General features: G+C 66.5%; 19 protein-coding genes. 6 read left to right on the top strand and 13 right to left on the bottom strand.

All coding sequences use genetic code 11. From position 1 onward, the window contains the following. Positions 1-46 precede the first annotated feature (46 nt). From QMF22_RS03720 to QMF22_RS03705, 4 genes are read right to left on the bottom strand one after another with little or no spacing between them, the layout of a single operon-like run. The gene (locus QMF22_RS03720; protein ID WP_283450483.1) at positions 47-910 is read right to left on the bottom strand and encodes an aldehyde dehydrogenase family protein; all 864 of its coding nucleotides are present in this window, start codon (positions 908-910) and stop codon (positions 47-49) included. Continuing rightward, positions 907-2,448, bottom strand: coding sequence for an aldehyde dehydrogenase family protein (locus QMF22_RS03715; protein ID WP_283450482.1), 1,542 nt, complete (start codon positions 2,446-2,448; stop codon positions 907-909). The genes QMF22_RS03720 and QMF22_RS03715 overlap by 4 nt, the downstream gene beginning before the upstream one ends. A 9-nt stretch (positions 2,449-2,457) precedes the next feature. Continuing rightward, entirely contained in the window at positions 2,458-3,471 is a 1,014-nt protein-coding gene (gene deoC / locus QMF22_RS03710; RefSeq protein WP_283450479.1) for a deoxyribose-phosphate aldolase, read from the bottom strand. Beyond that, positions 3,468-4,424 (bottom strand): sugar-binding transcriptional regulator, encoded by a 957-nt coding sequence (locus QMF22_RS03705; RefSeq protein WP_283450477.1) that lies wholly within the window; start codon positions 4,422-4,424, stop codon positions 3,468-3,470. The genes deoC and QMF22_RS03705 overlap by 4 nt, the downstream gene beginning before the upstream one ends. A gap of 115 nt (positions 4,425-4,539) precedes the next feature. Between QMF22_RS03705 and QMF22_RS03700 the strand changes: the two genes are divergently transcribed. Further along, positions 4,540-5,484, top strand: a complete 945-nt coding sequence (locus QMF22_RS03700; protein WP_283450475.1) for an ROK family protein — start codon at positions 4,540-4,542, stop codon at positions 5,482-5,484. A 6-nt stretch (positions 5,485-5,490) separates the two neighbouring features. On the opposite strand, the gene QMF22_RS03695 is transcribed toward QMF22_RS03700, so the two are convergent. After that, positions 5,491-6,714 (bottom strand): MFS transporter, encoded by a 1,224-nt coding sequence (locus tag QMF22_RS03695; RefSeq protein WP_283450472.1) that lies wholly within the window; start codon positions 6,712-6,714, stop codon positions 5,491-5,493. A gap of 9 nt (positions 6,715-6,723) precedes the next feature. Next, positions 6,724-7,377: a ScbR family autoregulator-binding transcription factor gene (locus QMF22_RS03690; RefSeq protein ID WP_283450470.1), complete on the bottom strand. Its 654-nt coding sequence runs from the start codon at positions 7,375-7,377 to the stop codon at positions 6,724-6,726. A 119-nt stretch (positions 7,378-7,496) separates the two neighbouring features. On the opposite strand from QMF22_RS03690, the gene QMF22_RS03685 reads away from it, so the two are divergent. Further along, a complete protein-coding gene (locus tag QMF22_RS03685; RefSeq protein ID WP_283450468.1) occupies positions 7,497-7,727 on the top strand; it encodes a hypothetical protein in 231 nt (76 codons plus the stop codon). On the opposite strand, the gene QMF22_RS03680 is transcribed toward QMF22_RS03685, so the two are convergent. The 4 genes from QMF22_RS03680 to truB are packed head-to-tail and all read right to left on the bottom strand — an operon-like array spanning position 7,724 to position 10,459. Continuing rightward, on the bottom strand, positions 7,724-8,671 hold the full coding sequence (locus QMF22_RS03680) for a bifunctional riboflavin kinase/FAD synthetase (RefSeq protein WP_283450466.1): 948 nt from the start codon (positions 8,669-8,671) through the stop codon (positions 7,724-7,726). The genes QMF22_RS03685 and QMF22_RS03680 overlap by 4 nt on opposite strands. Further along, on the bottom strand, positions 8,668-9,105 hold the full coding sequence (locus QMF22_RS03675) for a hypothetical protein (RefSeq protein WP_283450464.1): 438 nt from the start codon (positions 9,103-9,105) through the stop codon (positions 8,668-8,670). Before QMF22_RS03675 ends, QMF22_RS03680 begins: the two co-directional genes overlap by 4 nt. 59 nt (positions 9,106-9,164) lie before the next feature. Next, positions 9,165-9,533, bottom strand: coding sequence for a hypothetical protein (locus QMF22_RS03670; protein ID WP_283450462.1), 369 nt, complete (start codon positions 9,531-9,533; stop codon positions 9,165-9,167). Next, positions 9,530-10,459, bottom strand: coding sequence for a tRNA pseudouridine(55) synthase TruB (truB, locus tag QMF22_RS03665; RefSeq protein WP_283450460.1), 930 nt, complete (start codon positions 10,457-10,459; stop codon positions 9,530-9,532). The genes QMF22_RS03670 and truB overlap by 4 nt, the downstream gene beginning before the upstream one ends. A gap of 73 nt (positions 10,460-10,532) precedes the next feature. Between truB and QMF22_RS03660 the strand changes: the two genes are divergently transcribed. Then, positions 10,533-11,525, top strand: coding sequence for a ketopantoate reductase family protein (locus QMF22_RS03660; RefSeq protein ID WP_283450457.1), 993 nt, complete (start codon positions 10,533-10,535; stop codon positions 11,523-11,525). On the opposite strand, the gene QMF22_RS03655 is transcribed toward QMF22_RS03660, so the two are convergent. Further along, the gene (locus QMF22_RS03655; protein WP_283450455.1) at positions 11,522-12,124 is read right to left on the bottom strand and encodes a nucleoside/nucleotide kinase family protein; all 603 of its coding nucleotides are present in this window, start codon (positions 12,122-12,124) and stop codon (positions 11,522-11,524) included. The genes QMF22_RS03660 and QMF22_RS03655 overlap by 4 nt on opposite strands. Positions 12,125-12,147: 23 nt before the next feature. On the opposite strand from QMF22_RS03655, the gene QMF22_RS03650 reads away from it, so the two are divergent. From QMF22_RS03650 to QMF22_RS03640, 3 genes are all read left to right on the top strand, one after another. After that, entirely contained in the window at positions 12,148-13,047 is a 900-nt protein-coding gene (locus QMF22_RS03650; protein ID WP_283450453.1) for an iron-sulfur binding domain-containing protein, read from the top strand. 157 nt (positions 13,048-13,204) lie between these two features. After that, positions 13,205-13,981, top strand: coding sequence for a thymidylate synthase (locus QMF22_RS03645; RefSeq protein ID WP_283450752.1), 777 nt, complete (start codon positions 13,205-13,207; stop codon positions 13,979-13,981). Continuing rightward, a complete protein-coding gene (locus tag QMF22_RS03640) occupies positions 13,978-14,481 on the top strand; it encodes a dihydrofolate reductase (protein WP_283450451.1) in 504 nt (167 codons plus the stop codon). Before QMF22_RS03645 ends, QMF22_RS03640 begins: the two co-directional genes overlap by 4 nt. A 99-nt stretch (positions 14,482-14,580) precedes the next feature. Here the strand turns inward: QMF22_RS03640 and rbfA are convergent, their stop codons facing one another. Next, positions 14,581-15,072, bottom strand: a complete 492-nt coding sequence (rbfA, locus tag QMF22_RS03635; RefSeq protein WP_105034386.1) for a 30S ribosome-binding factor RbfA — start codon at positions 15,070-15,072, stop codon at positions 14,581-14,583. A 222-nt stretch (positions 15,073-15,294) separates the two neighbouring features. After that, on the bottom strand, positions 15,295-18,150 hold the full coding sequence (infB, locus tag QMF22_RS03630; RefSeq protein WP_283450448.1) for a translation initiation factor IF-2: 2,856 nt from the start codon (positions 18,148-18,150) through the stop codon (positions 15,295-15,297). Positions 18,151-18,208 lie beyond the last annotated feature (58 nt).

Raw genomic sequence — 18,208 nt, 5'->3', positions numbered from 1 at the left:
ACCCGACGTGACGCCACAACGTCACAGCGGATGCCCGGGGAACCGACTAGAGGATGGCCTTCGTGTGCCAGACCGTCTTCAGCTCCGTGAAGGCGAGGATGCGCGACAGTGCCGGGGCTGCGGCATCCGCTCCCGACTCGGGCGGGAGCACCCGCTTGAGCGTTTCGGCCGCGCTGATCTGCAGCTCCACCCAGTCGAGGTCGCCGGCACCGACGAGGTCGAGGGCGTTGACGTCGGCGTGGCTGGCCAGCCACGGGGCGATCTCAGCCGGGGACCCGCTGACGATGTTGACCACTCCGCCGGGAACATCGCTCGTGGCGAGCACCTCGCCGAGACTGATCGCCGACAGCGGGGCGAGTTCGTTGGCGACAACGACAACGGTGTTGCCCGCGACGAGGGCTGGCGCGATCGCAGAGACCAGGCCGAGCAGCGACTCGCCGCCCTGCGGGGCGATGATCGCGACGACGCCGGTCGGCTCTGGCACCGAGAGGTTGAAGAACGGGCCGGAGACGGGGTTGGCGTTGCCGGCGACCTGCACGTACTTGTCGGCCCAGCCGGCGTACCAGACCCAGCGGTCGATGGCCTCATCGATTTGGGCACTCGCTGCGGCGGCGTTGACGCCCTCGCAGCTCTCGATCTCGTCGATGAATTGCGCACGGCGGCCCTCGAGCAGTTCGGCGATGCGGTACAACACCTGGCCGCGGTTGTAGGCCGTGGCGCCGGCCCAGCCACCGAGGGCGCTGCGGGCGGCGACGACGGCGTCGCGGGCATCCTTGCGGCTGCCCTTCGCGGCATTGGCGAGAAAGTCGCCCTGGTGCGAGAGCACCTCGTAGACGCGGCCGGATTCGCTGCGCGGAAACTTGCCGCCGATGTAGAGCTTGTACGTCTTGGGAATGGCGAGGCGGTTCACTTGGCGGCCTTCTCTGCGGATGTGGACTTCTTGCTGGCGGATGCGGACTTCTTGGTGACCGGAGCGTGTTCCGCGGCCGGGATCGACCGCGATCCCGTGCGTACGGCGGGCTTGAGATACGCGGCGAGGCCGTGGCGGCCGCCCTCACGGCCGTAGCCGCTCTCCTTGTAGCCGCCGAACGGGCTGGACGGGTCGAACTGGTTGAAGGTGTTCGCCCAGATCACGCCGGCACGCAGTTTGTCGGCGACGGCGAGGATGCGGCTGCCCTTGTCACTCCAGATTCCAGCGGAGAGACCGTACGGGGTGTTGTTCGCCTTGGCAATTGCTTCGGCCGGGGTGCGGAAGGTCAGCACGGAGAGCACCGGGCCGAAGATCTCGTCGCGCGCGATGCGGTGGCTGGTGGACACGTTGGTGAAGATGGTCGGCGCGAACCAGAAACCGTTCTCGGGAATGACGCAGTCGGTGCTCCAGCGTTCGGCGCCTTCCTGCTGGCCAAGATCGGACAGTTCGCGAATACGGGCGAGCTGTTCTGCGCTGTTGATAGCACCGATGTCGGTGTTCTTGTCGAGCGGGTCGCCCAGGCGCAGCGTCTGCATGCGGCGCTTGAGCCGCTCGATGACGTCGTCGTGGATCGATTCCTGCACGAGCAGGCGGCTGCCGGCGCAACAGACGTGACCCTGGTTGAAGAAGATACCGCGCACGATGCCCTCGACGGCCTGGTCGATCGGGGCGTCGTCGAAGACGATGTTGGCACCCTTGCCGCCGAGCTCGAGGCTGAGCTTTTTGTCGGTTCCGGCGACGGAGCGGGCGATGGCCCGACCGACCGAGGTCGAACCGGTGAAGGCGACCTTGTTGACGCCGGGATGGTTGACCAGGGTCTGCCCGGTGCTTCCGTCACCCGTGATGATGTTCACGACGCCGGCGGGCAGGTCGGCCTGCTGCAGAATCTCCGCGAACAGCAGCGCGGTGAGCGAGGTGGTTTCGGCGGGCTTGAGCACAACCGTGTTGCCGGCGGCGAGGGCAGGGGCGATCTTCCAGGCGAGCATCATGAGCGGGAAATTCCACGGGATGACCTGCGCCGCGACGCCGAGCGAGGCCGGGTTCGGGCCCACTCCGGCGTGGTCGAGCTTGTCGGCCCAGCCGGCGTAGTAGAAGCACCAGGCGGCGACGAGGGGGATGTCGACGTCGCGGCTTTCCTTGATCGGCTTGCCGTTGTCGAGGGTCTCAGCGACGGCGAGTTCGCGGGCGCGTTCCTGAACCAGGCGCGCGATGCGAAACAGGTACTTGCCCCGGTCGCTGCCGGACAGGCGGGACCAGACGCCATCGTAGGCGTGACGGGCGGCCGCGACGGCGGCGTCGACATCCGCTTCGTTGGCGGTGGCGATCATGGCAATCTGCTGCTCAGTGGCCGGGTTGATGGTCTTAAATGGGGTGCCGCGGCCGGCTGTGAAGTCGCCGTTGATGAACAGTCCGTAGTCGCTTTTGAGGTTCAGCAGGGCCTGCGACTCTGGGGCAGGGGCATAGTCGAGAAATTTCATGGTCGTTCCCTAATCGATCGTCACGTAGTCGGGGCCGGAGTAGTGCCCGGTCGTCATCTTTTGACGCTGCAGAAGCACGTCATTGAGCAGGCTGGAGGCGCCGAAGCGGAACAGGTGGGGCGTGAGCCACTCCTCCCCCACGGTTTCGGCAACCGTCACGAGGTATTTGATGGCGTCCTTCGAGGTACGGATGCCGCCGGCCGGTTTCACGCCGATCCGCACGCCGGTAAGGCGGTGCCAGTCGCGCACGACCTCGAGCATCGACAGCGTCACGGGCAGCGTCGCTGCCGGGGCCACCTTGCCGGTGGAGGTCTTGATGAAATCGCCACCGGCCAGAATGGCCAGCCAGGAGGCGCGGCGCACGTTGTCGTAGGTGTTCAGTTCGCCGGTCTCAAGAATCACCTTGAGGTGAGCCATCGACCCGTCGGCGCGGCGGCAGGCGTCTTTCACCGCGACGATCTCCTCGTAGACCTGGCCGAAACGGCCGGCCAGAAAAGCACCACGGTCGATGACCATGTCGATTTCGTCGGCGCCGGCCGCGACCGAGTCGCGCACGTCGGCGAGCTTGATCGCCAGAGAGGCGCGGCCGCTCGGAAAAGCGGTGGCGACGGCGGCTACGTTGATTCCCTCCGTGCCGCCGGCGGCGTGGGCCGAGCCGAGCGCGGTGACGGCGGTACCGACCATGTCGCCGTAGACGCAGACCGCGGCCACGCGGGGGGTACCGGGGTCGCTCGGGTCTGGCACAAGCGCCTTGGCCACGAGGGAGCGCACCTTGCCCGGGGTGTCCGCGCCCTCGAGGGTGGTGAGGTCGATCAGGCCGATGATGGTGTCGATCGCCCAGCGTTTGGAGCTGGTTTTGATCGAGCGGGTGCCGAGGTCGGCGGCGCGGGCTTCGAGGCCGACTGCGTCGATTCCGGGGATTCCGTGCAGGTACCGGCGCAGGTTGGCGTCGGTGGCCTCCCCGCCGATCAGCGCGAGGGCACGCTGTTCCGGCTGGTAGGTAGCCAGGGGGCTGTGAGTCATGGGGTGTCCTTTTCCTGGAGCAGAGCGTTCGCGGTGTCTTCGTCGGTCACCAGCACGGTGCACAGGCCGTTACGCACGACGGCGCGAGCGATGGCGTGCTTGTTGTTTCCGGAGATGACGGCGATGGTGAGCGGGGCGCGGCGCAACTGGTCGATCTGAATACCGACCGTGCGTTCGTTGAGTTCGGGGTCGACGATGCGGCCGTTGGCATCGATATAGCGGCCGACGACATCGCCGACCGCGCCGCGGGAGACGAGTTCGTCGATTTGCTCGACGGTGAGGTAGCCGCTGTCGACGAGGGCGGAATTCGCATCCGCTTGCCCGGCGCTGAAAACGTAGGCCTGCGCGTTGCGGGCCAGGGCGAGCACCCCGGCGACGGTGCGGTCTGCTTCCATCGCCTGCTTGGTCTCGAGGCGTTCGAAGATGGCCGGACTCGGCAGCAGGGTGGCCGAACCGTCTGCCTTGTGGGCGATGGTGACGGCAGTGGATGCCGCGGTGCCGGTGCGCTGGTTCAGGCTGACGCCGCCGTTGATCTGCACGACGTTGACCCCCGGCGCCCAGCCCTGTTTGAGGTGCAGGGAGACGTCGTGCAGGGTGCGCCCCCAGCTGATGCCGAGGGTTCGCGGAATCGGGCGGAGGCTGGTGAGGTAGTCGGCGGCGGCCTGCGCGGTGCGGGACTGCAGTTCGGCGTCACTCGACACGCCGGCGGAGGAGACCACGATGGCGTCGGTGAGGCCGGTCGATTCACGCAGGCGGCGTTCGATCGGCAGCCGTCGGGCGCGCGGGTGCACGATCTCGATGCGGATGAAGCCGTTGGCCTTGGCACTGGCCAGCAAGCGGCCGACCTTCCACCGGGTCAGGCGCAGAATCACGCCGATCTCGTCCTGGGTCTGGTTCTCTTCGTAATAGAGTTCGGCGGCGCGGATGGACAGGAGTTCGTCGATGTCGCTCATGGAAAGATCGCGGTCCAATCGTTTGAAGCCAGCCTACGACGGTCCGCCGCAGGAATCAACAGTCGTAGGCATTGTTGCTCATCTGAGCAGAGGTGCGATCTTCTACGATGAATGCATGCCCGCCATTGAAGCCTCCACGTACGTTCTCGCCGTCGATGTCGGGGGCACCAAGGTGGAAGCAGCCCTGGTGGATAACCTCGGAGTCGTGCTCAGTACCAGCCGACACCGCGCACCCACCGGGGGGCGCGCGACGAGCGAACAACTGGCATCCGCTGTCCAGGGTGTGGTGCTCCAGACCCTGGCGAGCCTGCCTCCGGGATATCCGCTGGTCGGGGTTGGTATCGGCTGTGCCGGGCCGATCCACTTGCGACAGGGGGCGGTGTCCCCGTTGAATCTGGCGGTCTGGCGCGAGTATCCGCTCAAGGAGCTGGTGGCCGGCCTAGTTCCCGGCCTGCCGGTGCGCCTGCGCATGGACGGGCTCTGCATCACCCTCGCCGAGCACTGGGTGGGCGCCGGCCAGGGCGTCGACAACCTGATGGGCATGATCGTGTCAACGGGCATCGGCGGCGGCCTGATCCTCGGCGGCGTGACCGCGTCGGGGCCGACCGGCAACGCGGGGCATATCGGCCACATTGAGGTCGGCGGTTTTGGCGACCCCTGCGCCTGCGGTGGCGTGGGCTGCATCGAGGCCATCGCCTCCGGTCCGAAGACCGTCGCCTGGGCGCGTCGCCAGGGGTTCACCGGCGAGTCGGGCGAAGACCTCGCGGCAGCCTACGCGGCCGCCGATCCGATCGCGGTCGCCGCCGTCGCACGCAGCGGCGGGGCGCTCGGCCAGGCCATCGCGTCCGCAGCGACACTGCTCGACCTAGACCTGGTGGCCATCGGCGGCGGCTTCTCCAACGTCACCCCCGACCTGCTCGAGTTCGCCCGCGAGGCGATCAAACGGCGGGTGCAGTTCGCCTACGCCACCCGAGTGCGACTGGTTCCGTCAGCCCTGTCGGGCGACGGGCCGCTGATCGGTGCTGCGGCACTGATCCACCGAGCCGAACTGGTGCCCTGAGGTCCGTCAGCGGGAGCGTTCCAGATCGTCTTCGAGCATGTGCGGACGACCGATCACGGTACCGGCGATGATGATGGCCAGAGCGGTGGCGAGCAGAAAGCCGAGCGGCCAGGTCCAGCCGCCGCTGAGCTCGTGCAACAAACCGAAGACCAGCGGCCCCAGGGCTCCCAGGGTGTAGCCGACGCTCTGCACAAAGCCACTGAGAGCCACAGCGCCAGCGTGGGTACGGGTGCGCAGGTTGATCAGCACGAGCGCGAGCGGAAAGAACAACGGCCCCAGGCCCGCAAAACTTACCCAGAGCCAGGTTAGGGTCTCCGGCGCGAACAGCAGACCGAGATCACCGGCCATGAACAGGAATACCCCGATATAGACGAGCGGCCCGACATTGGCCATGCGCGCGGTGAGCACCGGGATGATCAGCGCGCACGGGATTCCCATGCCGGCATAGACCGCGAGCAGCGTGCCGGCCTGGGCCGGACTGACCCCCGCCGTATCGACGAGCAGTTGCGGAAGCCAGGCGAACATGGCGTACGCGTTGAGAGAGGAGGCCGCAAACACCCCCGCGATCGCCCAGGCGATGGAGGATTTCCACAGGCGACCGAGAATGGCAGCGTCAGCCTCGTCCACGACCGGGCCGGGCGTTTGCGTGGTGCGATGCCGCACCAGCATGGTGATCCACGGCACCAGAGCGAGCAGGGCAAGCAGCATCCACATGCCGAGCGAGACCCGCCAGCCGGCGGCATCCGCTACCGGAACGGCGATCAGTGGCGGCACCAGGGTACTCAGGGACACCACGGTCACGTAGACGCTCGTCATGAGGCCGACACGGTCCGGAAAGTATTTCTTGACCAACGGCGGCAGCAGCACGTTGCCGACGCCGAGTCCGGCGAAGGCGATGACGCTGCCGATGATGAGCATGGTGATCGAGCCGGACAGGCCTCGAGTGACGTGACCGAGAAGAATCGCGACGAGGGCGAGCACGAGTGGCACTTCGAGACCGTGGCGGCGGGTGATCATGGGGGTGAAGATGCCGAACAGGGCAAAGCACACCGGTGGCAGCATGCCGAGCACCCCGATCGACACCGCGCTCAGCGGGATATCGACGTTGATCTCGGTCACGATCGGCGAGAGTGCGGCCACCGCGTTGCGCAGGTTTGCCGCGACGAAAATGATGCCCAGCAGGGCGAGGCCGCGCCCCGGCCACAGTCGGCGGGAGACGGCAGTATTCACTCGGTCAGTCTAGGGCTGCGGCTTCCTGCGTTCCTGCTGCACCTCGGTGGCCAGATTCTTCAGGTCGTCCCAGCGTTCGGGGGCGACGAGACCGGGCAGCATCAGCGCCCACATGTCGGTCAGTCGTTGGTCGATATCGCCGCGCTTGGTCAGCACGTCCGAGACGACCTGCACGCCGGTGAAGCCGGCGGTGAAGAAGCGTGCCGCAGCCGCCACATCGATCGTTGGAGCCACGTCCCCCTCGGCGATTCCCCGGCGCAAAAACTCCTCGCAGGCGACCATCCAGTCGAGATAGGGAGCCGACACCGGAGTGGAGAAGTTCACCGCCTCAATGGTCAGGCGCACTCCGGCGCTGACGATGAGGTCATCGCGAAGCTGACGAGCCAGCTCGTAGGACATGGAGACGAGGGCGCGCAGGCCTGGCACGTTTCTGTCGAGCAGCGCTCGGCCGGCACCGACCGATTTCTCGTGCTGGGCATCGATAATGGCCACCGCGAGGGCTTCCTTGGAATCGAAGTGAAAGTACAGGGCCCCCTTGGTTACCCCGGCGGCAGCGCTCACCTGCGCGAGGGACGTGCTCCCGTACCCGCGTTGCTCGAAAGCTTCCGCGGCACCGCGAATTATCGCCGCGCGCGTTTCTATCGCTCGTGCTTGTTGTGACATAAAACCCCCAGGAATTTACTCTTGTTCCCAGCGTACCGGGGCGAACTAGCCCCGACGCGATGACCCAGAGACCTCCACCATTCTCCCTTTGTGGCTGTACAATAAAAATACTATTTGGTATGGTTTCTGCTATGGGGAATGTGGGCGATAACGGCTGGGTGGGCATCATTTTGGCGGTGTTCGCGGGCGTGATGGTGCTGACGCTGTCGCTCGTCGCCGTGGTTCAGATCGGGCGGGCCGCGCACCTCTGCCCCACCGTTCGCACCAACTGGGTACTGGCGGTTTTGCTCGCCCCGTTGTTCGGCGCGACGGCCTGGTTCGCCGTGGGCAACCGGCTGCGGCTGGACTAGTGCGCGTTCGTGCGGCTGAGAATCATTCGAACCCGCGCGACGTCGTCACGGATTTGCGCGATCAACGGGTCGATGCCCGAATAGGCGACCATGCCGCGAATCCGCTCCACGAACGATACGTCGACGATGTGGTCGTAGAGGTCAAGATCCACTTCGTCGAGCACGTACGCTTCTACCTGTTTCTGGGCCACGCCGTCGAAGGTCGGGTTGTTACCCACCGAGATGGCGGCCGGGTAGCGGGATCCCGCATCGCTCAGCCAGCCGGCGTACACGCCGTCGGCGGGAATCAGGCCGTCGGAATCGGCTGACAGGTTGGCGGTGGGAAAACCGAGCTCACGGCCCCTGGCGGCACCGTGCACGACGACGCCGCGAACGGTGGGCAGGTGGCCGAGCAGTTCGCCGGCTTCGGTCACCTCGCCGCTCTCGAGCAGCTCGCGGATCCAGGTCGACGACACCCTTCGGGCGCCGTCGGGCTTCACGTCGTCGATCAGGCGCACTTCGTAGCCGAACTCGGCGCCGAGCTCACGGAGCAGGGCAACGTCGCCCGCGCCCTTCGCCCCGAACCGAAAGTCGCGACCGACCAGCACAAACCGGGCGTGCAGGGCGGTGACCAGGATGCGCTCGATGAACTCACGCGGAGGCAGGCTGGAGAGTGCCTGGTTGAATTCGAGCAGTAGCGTGGCATCAACGCCGGTCTCGGCGATCAGGTTGAGTTTCTGCTCGGCGCTGACCAGCATGCTCGGGCAGGTGGCCGGCGAAAGCAGGGCCAGCGGATGCCGGTCGAACGTGACCACGGCGGCCACAAGTTGTTCCCTGGCCGCGATGGCCTTGAGTTCGGCGATGACCGCGCGATGCCCGGCGTGCACACCGTCGAACTTGCCGATGCTCACCGCAGAGGCGGGCCAGTCGCTCGGCACCGAGTCGACACCGTAGAGAATTTTCATGCGCGCGCCTCGGCCAACGTGACCGGGTGACGTCGAAGCCACCACATGCCCAGCAGCGGGAGTACCAGCGGAATGAAGAGGTAGCCGCTGCCGTAGACCGACCACACGGTGGCGTGCTGGAACAGGGCCGGGTCGACCAGGCTCAGCGTTCCCACGACGAGCACCCCGAGCAGTTCGAAGCTGATCGTGATCCAGGCGATGCGATACCAGAGGGCGCTGCGTTTGACCAGGGCGACCGTGGCCACAATGTAGACGACGGCCGCGAGAGCCGACAGCGTGTAGGCGAGCGGGGCTTCATCGAAAGCCCGCACGATCTGCACGAACGAACGCCCGGTGGCCGCGAGGGCCAGCACGCCATAGACGGCGATGAGGAGTCGGCCGATGCCGCTCACCCGGCTGGAGGGGGCTGGCGTTTCGGAGTCTGATTGTGTCATTGCTCGGCATTCATCTGGTTCGATAATTATTGCAGCATCCGCAGCGGACCTGGAACCGTCTAGCTGCCCTGCACGTTCCAGATCTGGTTCATGCGGTACAGCATGACGGCGACCGACAGGGAGGTGACGCCGAGGATCACCGTGCTCCAGCGGCTGCGTTCGACCAGGGCCCAGAATCCGGCCGCGACCGGCAGCAGGATAGCACTGATCAGGTAGGTATAGAACTCCAGAAGGCTGCCGGTGGCCGTATTGCCGGCCAGCGGCGCCGCGATCGCGGCCGCGAGCTGCACGATCAACAGGAGTTCGACCAGGGCGGTCGCGCCCATAGTGAGGTCGGTGGGTTTGCGCCCGAACAGGCCGAGGACGACGCAGAGAACGCCGCCGGGCACGGCGATGGCCAGTTGCAGCCAGGTGAACCATTCGATCATGGGGTGGGGGTCGATTCGCTCGGGTGGGGTGCTATCGGTTCATCGGGTGGAAAGTTCAGCAGGGACTTGGCCTGGTCGCCACGGTATTCCACCAGTCCGATCAGGCGGCCGTCGGGAGCGATGGCGGCGACCGGTCCGGTACGGGCGGCATCCGGCTCGACCGTGATGCGTTTGCCATGACCGAGGTCGACGGCCTGCTCGCGGGTCAGCGTGAGGCTTGGAAGCAGGCGGGTCGCGGCATCCGCTGGCGAAATGAGCTGGACGGCGACGTCGACTCGTTCGAGGGTCGCCGCATTCTCGATGCGGAACGGACCGATGCGGGTGCGGCGCAGCACGGTGAGATGCCCGCCGACGCCGAGCGCAAGTCCGAGGTCGCGGGCAAGGGCCCGAATGTAGGTGCCGGAGGCGCATTCGACGCGCACCTCGAGGTCAAGAGATCCGTCGTGGCGGGTGCTGGAGAGCAGGTCGAATTCGCTCACGGTCACCGGCCTGGACGGCAGCTGCACGTCTTCGCCGGCGCGAACCCGGGCGTAGGCACGCTTACCGTCGACTTTGATGGCGCTGACCGCGCTCGGCTGCTGGCTGATGTCGCCCGTGAGGTCTTTGATGCCGGCGGCGACGGCCGCGGGGGTGATACCGGCGACCTGCTCGGCGGTGGCGCGGGTGAGGCAGTCGCCCTCCGCGTCATCCGTTGTGGTGGACTGACCGAGGCGGATGGTGGCGAGGTATTCCTTGTCGAGGCCGACGACGTAGGTGAGAAGCCGGGTCGAGCTGTTGATGCCGAGTACGAGCAGGCCGGTGGCCATGGGGTCGAGGGTGCCGGCGTGGCCGACCTTGCGGGTGCCGGCCAGACGCCGGGTTCGGGCGACAGCGTCATGGCTGGTCCAGCCCTGCGCCTTGTCAATGAGTAGAAGGCCGCTGGTCACTCCCTGAGGGTACCAGCGTGCGACTGGGCCTCGGTGCGAATCCTCCGATGGTGGGCCCCGTAGTATGTGAGCCGTGAGAATCGCGGTGATCGGTGCTGGCGCCCTGGGCAGCACCTTCGCCTGCCTGCTGGCGGCCGAGGGGCATGATCTGGTGGTGACTGCCCGCCGGGCGGCGCTGCCGGCTGTGTTGGCGGACGGCATCCGCTTGAGCGGTGGTTTCGGTGACCGGGTCGCGCGGCCGCAGGCCGTTGAACGGCTGACGGAACCGTGCGATCTGGCGCTGATCTGTACCAAGGCGCAGGATGCCGCTACGGCAATCACCGAGAATGCTGCCGTGCTCGACGGCACGCCCGTGATCGTCGTGCAGAATGGGCTCGACGGGGTCATGACAGCGCGCGGGCTGCTCCCCCACTCGGACTGTTTCGGGCTGATCACGATCATCGCCGCGCACTACGAGGGGCCGGGTCGAGTGCGGGTCACCACGGCCGCCCAGAGCTATCTCGGCCGCGGCGATGGCAGAGTGGATGCGGCCACCCGGCGCTGGCAAGCGCTGCTGGACGCCGCCGTGCCCACCCTGGCCCTGGAAAATTTCGTTGGTGCGCAGTGGACCAAGCTCGTCGTCAACATGCTCAACGCCCTGCCGGCCATCATCGGAATGAGCGTGCAGGACGTGATTGGGCGGGCCGGCCTTCGCCTCCTCATGACCCGAAGCATGCGCGAAACCGTGCGGGTCGGCCTGGCCAGCGGAGTACGGTTTGGCTCGTTGCAGGGGCTGTCGCAGTGGCGCCTGCGTCTCTTCGCGCTCACGCCGGTCTGGGCCGGGCAGGTGCTGCCACTCTCGATGCGCGCGCGCATGGGCACCGTGCCGAATCAGGGTTCAACCCTGCAGAGCCTCGCGCGCGGCCAGCGCACCGAGATCGATTTTCTGAACGGCGCGGTGGTGCGGGCCGCCACGGCCACCGGAACGACCGCGCCGGTTAACGCACGGCTCACCGAGCTGGTGCACGAGGTCGAGCAGAGCGGTGTGTTTCTGACGCCGGCCGAAGTGCGGGGCCGGTTTCGCTAGCAGCGGTCGGTCAGCACGCGGCGCGGGGTCTGCGGGTTGGTCTCGTCGACCACAGCCGACACGATATCGCGCGGGTGCACCTCAGCGAGGTAGCGCCTTTGGGACTCGCTGCCGGGTTCGCCCTCGAGCAGCACGCTGAACAGCCAGAGCCCGTGCAGTTCGGGCCGGTTGATGTAGTCGCCGTCGATGATCAGCGTGGCATCGGCGGGCGCGCTCTGCCAGGTCGGCTGAATCCAGGCGTCGCGGTCGGGGTCGAATTCCTCGGTGACGAAGCCGGTGCTTCCGCCCATCCGAAACGGTTCGACCAGTACCCGGCGGAGCGCGGAGTAATCGTAGCCGACTCGGTAGAGCCGGTCTGGTGTGTCGGGTGCGAGGCGCTCTTGTTCGGCGCGGGAGTGCTGAAAGTAGCGCAGGCTGGCTCGAAACACGTGCCGTTCCTGTTCCCGAAAGACCGCGGCGAGGTCGTCGGCGAAGGCGGCGCGACCGGCGGCATCCGTTCCGTCGATGGCGATGATGGTGCGGCCGCGGCCGTAGTTGTGCAGGATCTCGGCGGCGAGGGTGCGCAGAAAATCGATGCGGGGCGTGGAAACCAGCTTCATGAATCGAGCCTAGGTTAGAACGGATGAACGTCACACCCTCTCCGCAGACCAATGCGGCCTCTGTCAGCGCCACGCTCAACGCCTGGTTCACCCAGAACGCCCGCGACCTGCCGTGGCGCCGCGACGGCTTCGGTGCCTGGGGCATTCTGGTGAGCGAGTTCATGCTGCAGCAGACGCCGGTCAACCGGGTCATTCCGCGGCTGGAGGAGTGGCTGGCACGCTGGCCGACACCGGCCTCGCTGGCCGCGGTTCCGCCGAGTGAGGCGGTGCGGGCCTGGTCCAGTCTCGGCTACCCGAGGCGCGCGCTCTGGCTGCACGCCGCGGCGGTGCAGATCACCGAGCTGCACGGGGGTGTGGTGCCGTCCGACCTTGACGATCTGCTCGCCCTGACCGGCATCGGGGATTACACCGCGCGGGCGGTGGCGGCGTTCGCGTACGGCCATCGGCATCCGGTCGTGGATACCAACACGCGGCGGGTGATTGCCCGGGCCATTGCCGGCGCCGGCGAACCCTCCCCGCCCAGCCGCGGCCGCGACCTCGAGGCGATGGGCCTGCTGCTGCCGCAAAGCGCCCAGGAGGCCGCCCTGTTCAACGCCGCGATCATGGAACTCGGTGCTGTCGTCTGCACCAGCCGCAGCCCCCACTGCGATGTATGCCCGATTCGGAATGTGTGCGCGTGGCGGATCGCTGACTACCCGGAATACACCGGCACCCGCAAGGCCGTGCAGAAGAAGTTCGAGGGCAGCGACCGGCAGGTGCGCGGCCTGATCATGGCCGAGCTGCGGTCCACCCACCACTTTGTGACGGATGCCGAAATCACCACACTCTGGCCGGATGCTGCCCAGCTGCAGCGCGCGCTGGCCAGCCTCGTCGCCGACGGACTGGCCATGCCGGCCGCCGACGGGTACACGCTGCCGGACTAGCAGGCCATACCCGCGTACGATTGTGCTGGTGACCTCAACGACTTCTCCTGCCGATCTGCCCGGCGTTGCCTCGGCTGGTTCTTCGGCTGGTTCCTCGGCTGGTTCTTCGGCTGGTTCCTCGGCTGGTTCTACCGCCGCCGATGCCCAGTATTCTGCGCTGCTCCACGACGTCCTCGACAACGGTGCCCGCAAGGCTGACCGCACTGGAACTGGCACCCGCAGTGTGTTCGGCCGTCAGCTGCGCTTCGACCTGGCCGCAGGCTTTCCGCTTGTGACCACGAAACGGGTGCACTTCGCGTCGATCGCCTATGAGCTGCTCTGGTTTCTGCGCGGCGACTCCAACGTGACGTGGCTGCAGGAGAAGGGTGTGCGCATCTGGAACGAGTGGGCCGACGACAACGGCGAGCTCGGCCCGGTCTACGGGGTGCAGTGGCGGTCCTGGCCCACTCCCAATGGAGAGACCATCGACCAGATCAGTCAGGTGCTCGACACCCTGCACACCGATCCGGATTCACGGCGTATGATCGTCTCGGCCTGGAACGTGGCCGACCTGCCGAAAATGGCCCTCGCCCCCTGCCATGCCCTGTTCCAGTTCTACGTCGCCGACGGCAAGCTCTCCTGCCAGCTGTACCAGCGCAGCGCCGATTTGTTTCTCGGAGTGCCCTTCAACATTGCCAGCTACGCCCTGCTCACCCAGCTCGTCGCCGAGCAGGCCGGCCTCGAACTCGGTGAGTTTGTCTGGACCGGTGGGGACTGCCACATCTACGACAATCACATCGAGCAGGTCACCGAGCAACTTTCGCGTGCTGCGTTCCCCTCCCCCACGCTGCGCATCAAGCCGGGCCGCGCGAGCCTGTTCGACTACGAGTACGACGACCTCGTGCTGGAGAACTACCAGCACCATCCCGCCATCCGCGGCGCGGTGGCGGTATGACCCTCGGCCTGATCTGGGCGCAGACCCTCGGCGGCGTCATCGGGGCCGATGGGGTCATGCCCTGGCACCTGCCGGAAGACCTCGCCCATTTTCGTGCCGTCACCAGCGGCAGCGCCGTCATCATGGGCCGCCGCACCTGGGATTCCCTCCCCGAACGATTCCGCCCCCTGCCGGGCCGCAAGAACGTGGTGATCACCAGGCAGCGCGGCTGGGCCGCGGCGGGGGCATCCGTCGCCCATACCCTGGAAGACGCTCTCGCCCACACCGAGGGTGACCTGTGGGTGATCGGCGGCGCTGAAATCTACGGGCTCGCTCTGCCCTACGCCGACGTGCTCGAGGTGACCGAGATCGATGCCTCCATTGCCGGCGACACCTTCGCGCCCGCCATAACCGCCGCCTGGACCCGCGTGACAGCAAGCCCGCCAAGCGGATGGCTCAGCTCGACCACGGCACTCCCCTACCGTTTCGCGCGTTACCAGCGCGCCCCCGCCCGCCGCTAGCAGCCTTAAACCTCTCCGGGCCCGGGCCCGGAAAGCGGGCCCATGTTCTATCATGGGCCCAGTTTCCGGGCCCGGGCCCGGTCGGTGATGCTGGTCGCGCTAGTGCTTCGCGGTGCTCGCGGCGTCGGACTCGTCAGACTCATCGTCATCAGAGTCGTCGTCGAGGTCGTACTCGCGCGGCTTCTTGTACGGGTCGGCGTCGCCGGCGTACGTGGCTGTGCCCTTGCTGTCCTCGGTCGCCGTATCGCGGTCGTGCGCTTCGCGCAACAGATCGTCGATGAGCGCCGCATTCTCCGGGATACCGTCCGCGATGAACTCGATCGACGGAGTCAGCCGCGCGGTGATATTCTTGCCCACTTCGCTGCGCATCAGCCCGGTCGCAGCCTTCAACGCCGCTGCGCTGTCGGTGCGCTCCTCGATCGAGCCGTACACGGTGTAGAACACCGAGGCGTGCTGCAGATCGCCCGTGACCTTCACGTCTGTGATGGTCACGAACCCGAGCCTGGGGTCGCGAAGTCCCCGTTCCAGCCGCTTGGCAATGATGACCTTAATGCGGTCCGCCATCTTCCTGGCGCGTTCCGGATCTGCCATGACTTACTCCTTGTTAGCCGGCACCGAAGCGCCGGGTACTTCTACGATTTCATGCCGTCTTAGACGGATGTTGCCTACCCACTGAGGTCGGAGCAGAATTTTGCATTAAATGGGAATCGGGGTAGGGGTCCTGCGCTCTCTTCCCGTTTAACGGAAAATTCCACGGAGACCCGACCCCAACGGGGTCGGATTCCCAACGGAACCCGACCCCCCAAACCAACGCTAGACGCGCGGCTTCTCCTTCATTTCGATGGTCTCGATCTCATCACCAATCCGGATGTCGTTGAACTTGCCCAGTCCGATACCACACTCGAAGTCCGTACGGACCTCCGTGACATCGTCCTTGAAGCGACGCAGCGACTCGATGCCCAGGTTGTCCCCCACCACGATGCCCTCGCGAATAACGCGAGCCTTGGCATTTCGGGTGATGGTACCGGAGCGCACGATGACACCGGCGACGTTTCCGAACTTCGACGAGCTGAAGACCTCGCGAATTTCGGCGACACCGCTCTGGATCTCTTCGTACTCGGGCTTGAGCATTCCCTTGAGGGAATTCTCGATGTCCTCAAGGGCGGAGTAGATGACGGAGTAGAAGCGCACGTCGACGCCTTCGCGAGCAGCACGCTCGCGGGCTTTCGTGTCAGGGCGAACGTTGAACCCGATGATGATGGCGTTGTCGACGGTGGCGAGGTTGACGTCGCTTTCCGTGACCGCACCGACACCACGGTGGATGATGCGCAGCTGAACCGAATCGTCGACCTCGATCTTGAGCAGCGACTCTTCCAGGGCCTCAACGGCACCGGAAACGTCACCCTTGATGATGAGGTTGAGCGACTCGACCTTGCCCTCTTCAAGGGCGCGGGTGAAGTCTTCGAGGCTGATGCGCTTGCGAGCCTTGGCCAGCAGTGCGTTGCGCTCGGCGGCTTCACGCTTCTCGGCGATCTGACGGGCTGTACGGTCTTCCTCGATGACGAGGAAGGTGTCGCCGGCGCGGGGAACGCTCGACAGACCCTGCACCTGAACCGCACGGGACGGCGTGGCGGCGAGAACGGCAACTCCGTTTTCGTCGGCCATCGCACGAACACGGCCATAGGCCGTTCCGGCGACGATGGAGTCTCCGACGTGCAGCGTTCCGGACTGGATGAGCACGGTTGCCACCGCGCCGCGGCCCTTGTCGAGGCGAGCCTCGATGGCGACACCACGGGCATCCTTGTTGGGGTTGGAGCGCATGTCGAGGGCAGCATCGGCGACCAGGAGCACAGCGTCAAGGATTTCCTTGATGCCGGTCTTGTTCTTGGCCGATACGTCGACGAACATGACGTCTCCGCCGTACTCTTCGGCGACGAGTCCGAATTCGGTGAGCTGCTGGCGCACCTTCTGCGGGTTGGCGCCCGGCTTGTCGATCTTGTTCACTGCAACCACGATCGGCACGTTGGCGGCCTGGGCGTGGTTGAGTGCCTCAATCGTCTGCGGCATGATGCCGTCATCGGCGGCGACCACGAGGATGGCGATGTCGGTGACCTGCGCACCACGAGCACGCATGGCGGTGAACGCCTCGTGGCCCGGTGTGTCAATGAAGGTCATGGCACGGTCGATGCCCTCGTGCTCGGTGATGATCTGGTACGCACCGATGTGCTGCGTGATGCCACCGGCTTCACCCTCGGCAACCTTGGCGTTACGGATCGCGTCCAGAAGCGCGGTCTTACCGTGGTCGACGTGGCCCATGACGGTGACGACGGGAGGACGAATCGCGAGGTCTTCGTCGGTTTCGTCTTCGAGTTCTTGGTCGATATCGATGTCGAACGCGAGCAGCAGTTCACGGTCTTCGTCATCGGGCGAGACCATCTGGATCTTGTAGCCGAGCTCACTGCCGAGCACGTCGAACGTGGCCTCATCGAGGGACTCCGTTGCCGTTGCCATTTCACCGAGGTGGAAAAGTACGGTAACGAGGTTTCCGGGGCTGGCGTCGATCTTGTCGGCAAAGTCCGTAATGGATGCTCCGCGACGCAGACGCACAACGGTTCCGCCGTCGCCGCGGGGTACGGATACTCCACCCAGCGACGGGGCCTCGCGCAGCTCGAACTCTGCTCTCTTCGTGCGCTTCGACTTACGCGCCTTGTTCTTGCCGCCACCGCGACCGAAGGCACCAGCGGTGCCACCGCCCGGACCGCGACCGCGACCGGCTCCACCGCCGCCACCGGCGGGACGAGGCGGGCCGAAACCGGGAGCTCCGGCGGGAGCACCGGGACGAGTGAATCCGGGGCGTGCTCCACCGGCTCCACCCGGAGCCCCGCCTGGACGCTGGAAAGCGCCCGGACGCTGACCGAAACCGGTCGGGCGTGCAGCCTGGCCGGGTCCGCCGGGGCGCGGCGCGCCGGGGCGAGGCGCCGCAGGACGCGGAATGTTGCTCGGGGTGGGTGTTGCGGGGCGCTGGCCCATGCCCTGCGCACTCGCGAACGGGTTGTTACCCGGACGCGGCGGCTGGGCCGGACGCTGACCCATGCCCTGGTTGCTGGCGAACGGGTTATTGCCCGGTCGTGCAGCTCCGGGGCGAGGCATACCCGGCTTGACCGGCGTAGCCGATCCTTCCGTGGTCTTCGCTTCAGGGGTATCGGTGCTGGGCTTGGCGGCGGCCTCAGCGGCAGCGGCCTTGTCGGCAGCAGCAGCCTTCTCGGCGGCGGCAGCCTTCTCGGCCGCCTGCGTCTGGCGCTCGGCGACGGTGAGCGGCGCGACCGGAAGGGGCGCGGCATCCGCTGCGGGAGCGACCTCGGACACGGCCGGGGCAACCGGTTCGGCAGCGGGCTTCGGGCCCGGACGAGCGCCCGGCTTGGCGCCGTGGCTCGGACGAGCCGACGTTGCAGTACTGGCAGCAGCACTGGCAGCGGGCGCGGGCGTTGCAGCCTTGGCGGCGGCGCTGACGGCTTCGAGGGCGACGCGAAGGCGACGCGCTACGGGCGGTTCAACACTGGAAGACGGTCCTTTAACGAACTCGCCCATTTCTTTCAATTTAGCAAGGACATCCTTGCTTTCGAGTCCGAGTTCGGTAGCGATCTCGTGCACGCGTGGTTTCGCAGCCACAATTCTCCTGTTCCGGGTCTGCACCCGGAAAGGGGCAGACCGTTAGTAACGGACGGGT

The sequence above is a fragment of the Cryobacterium sp. PH31-L1 genome (genome assembly GCF_030063145.1).
GTDB lineage: Bacteria > Actinomycetota > Actinomycetes > Actinomycetales > Microbacteriaceae > Cryobacterium.
This window is presented reverse-complemented; position numbering and strand designations above follow the sequence as displayed.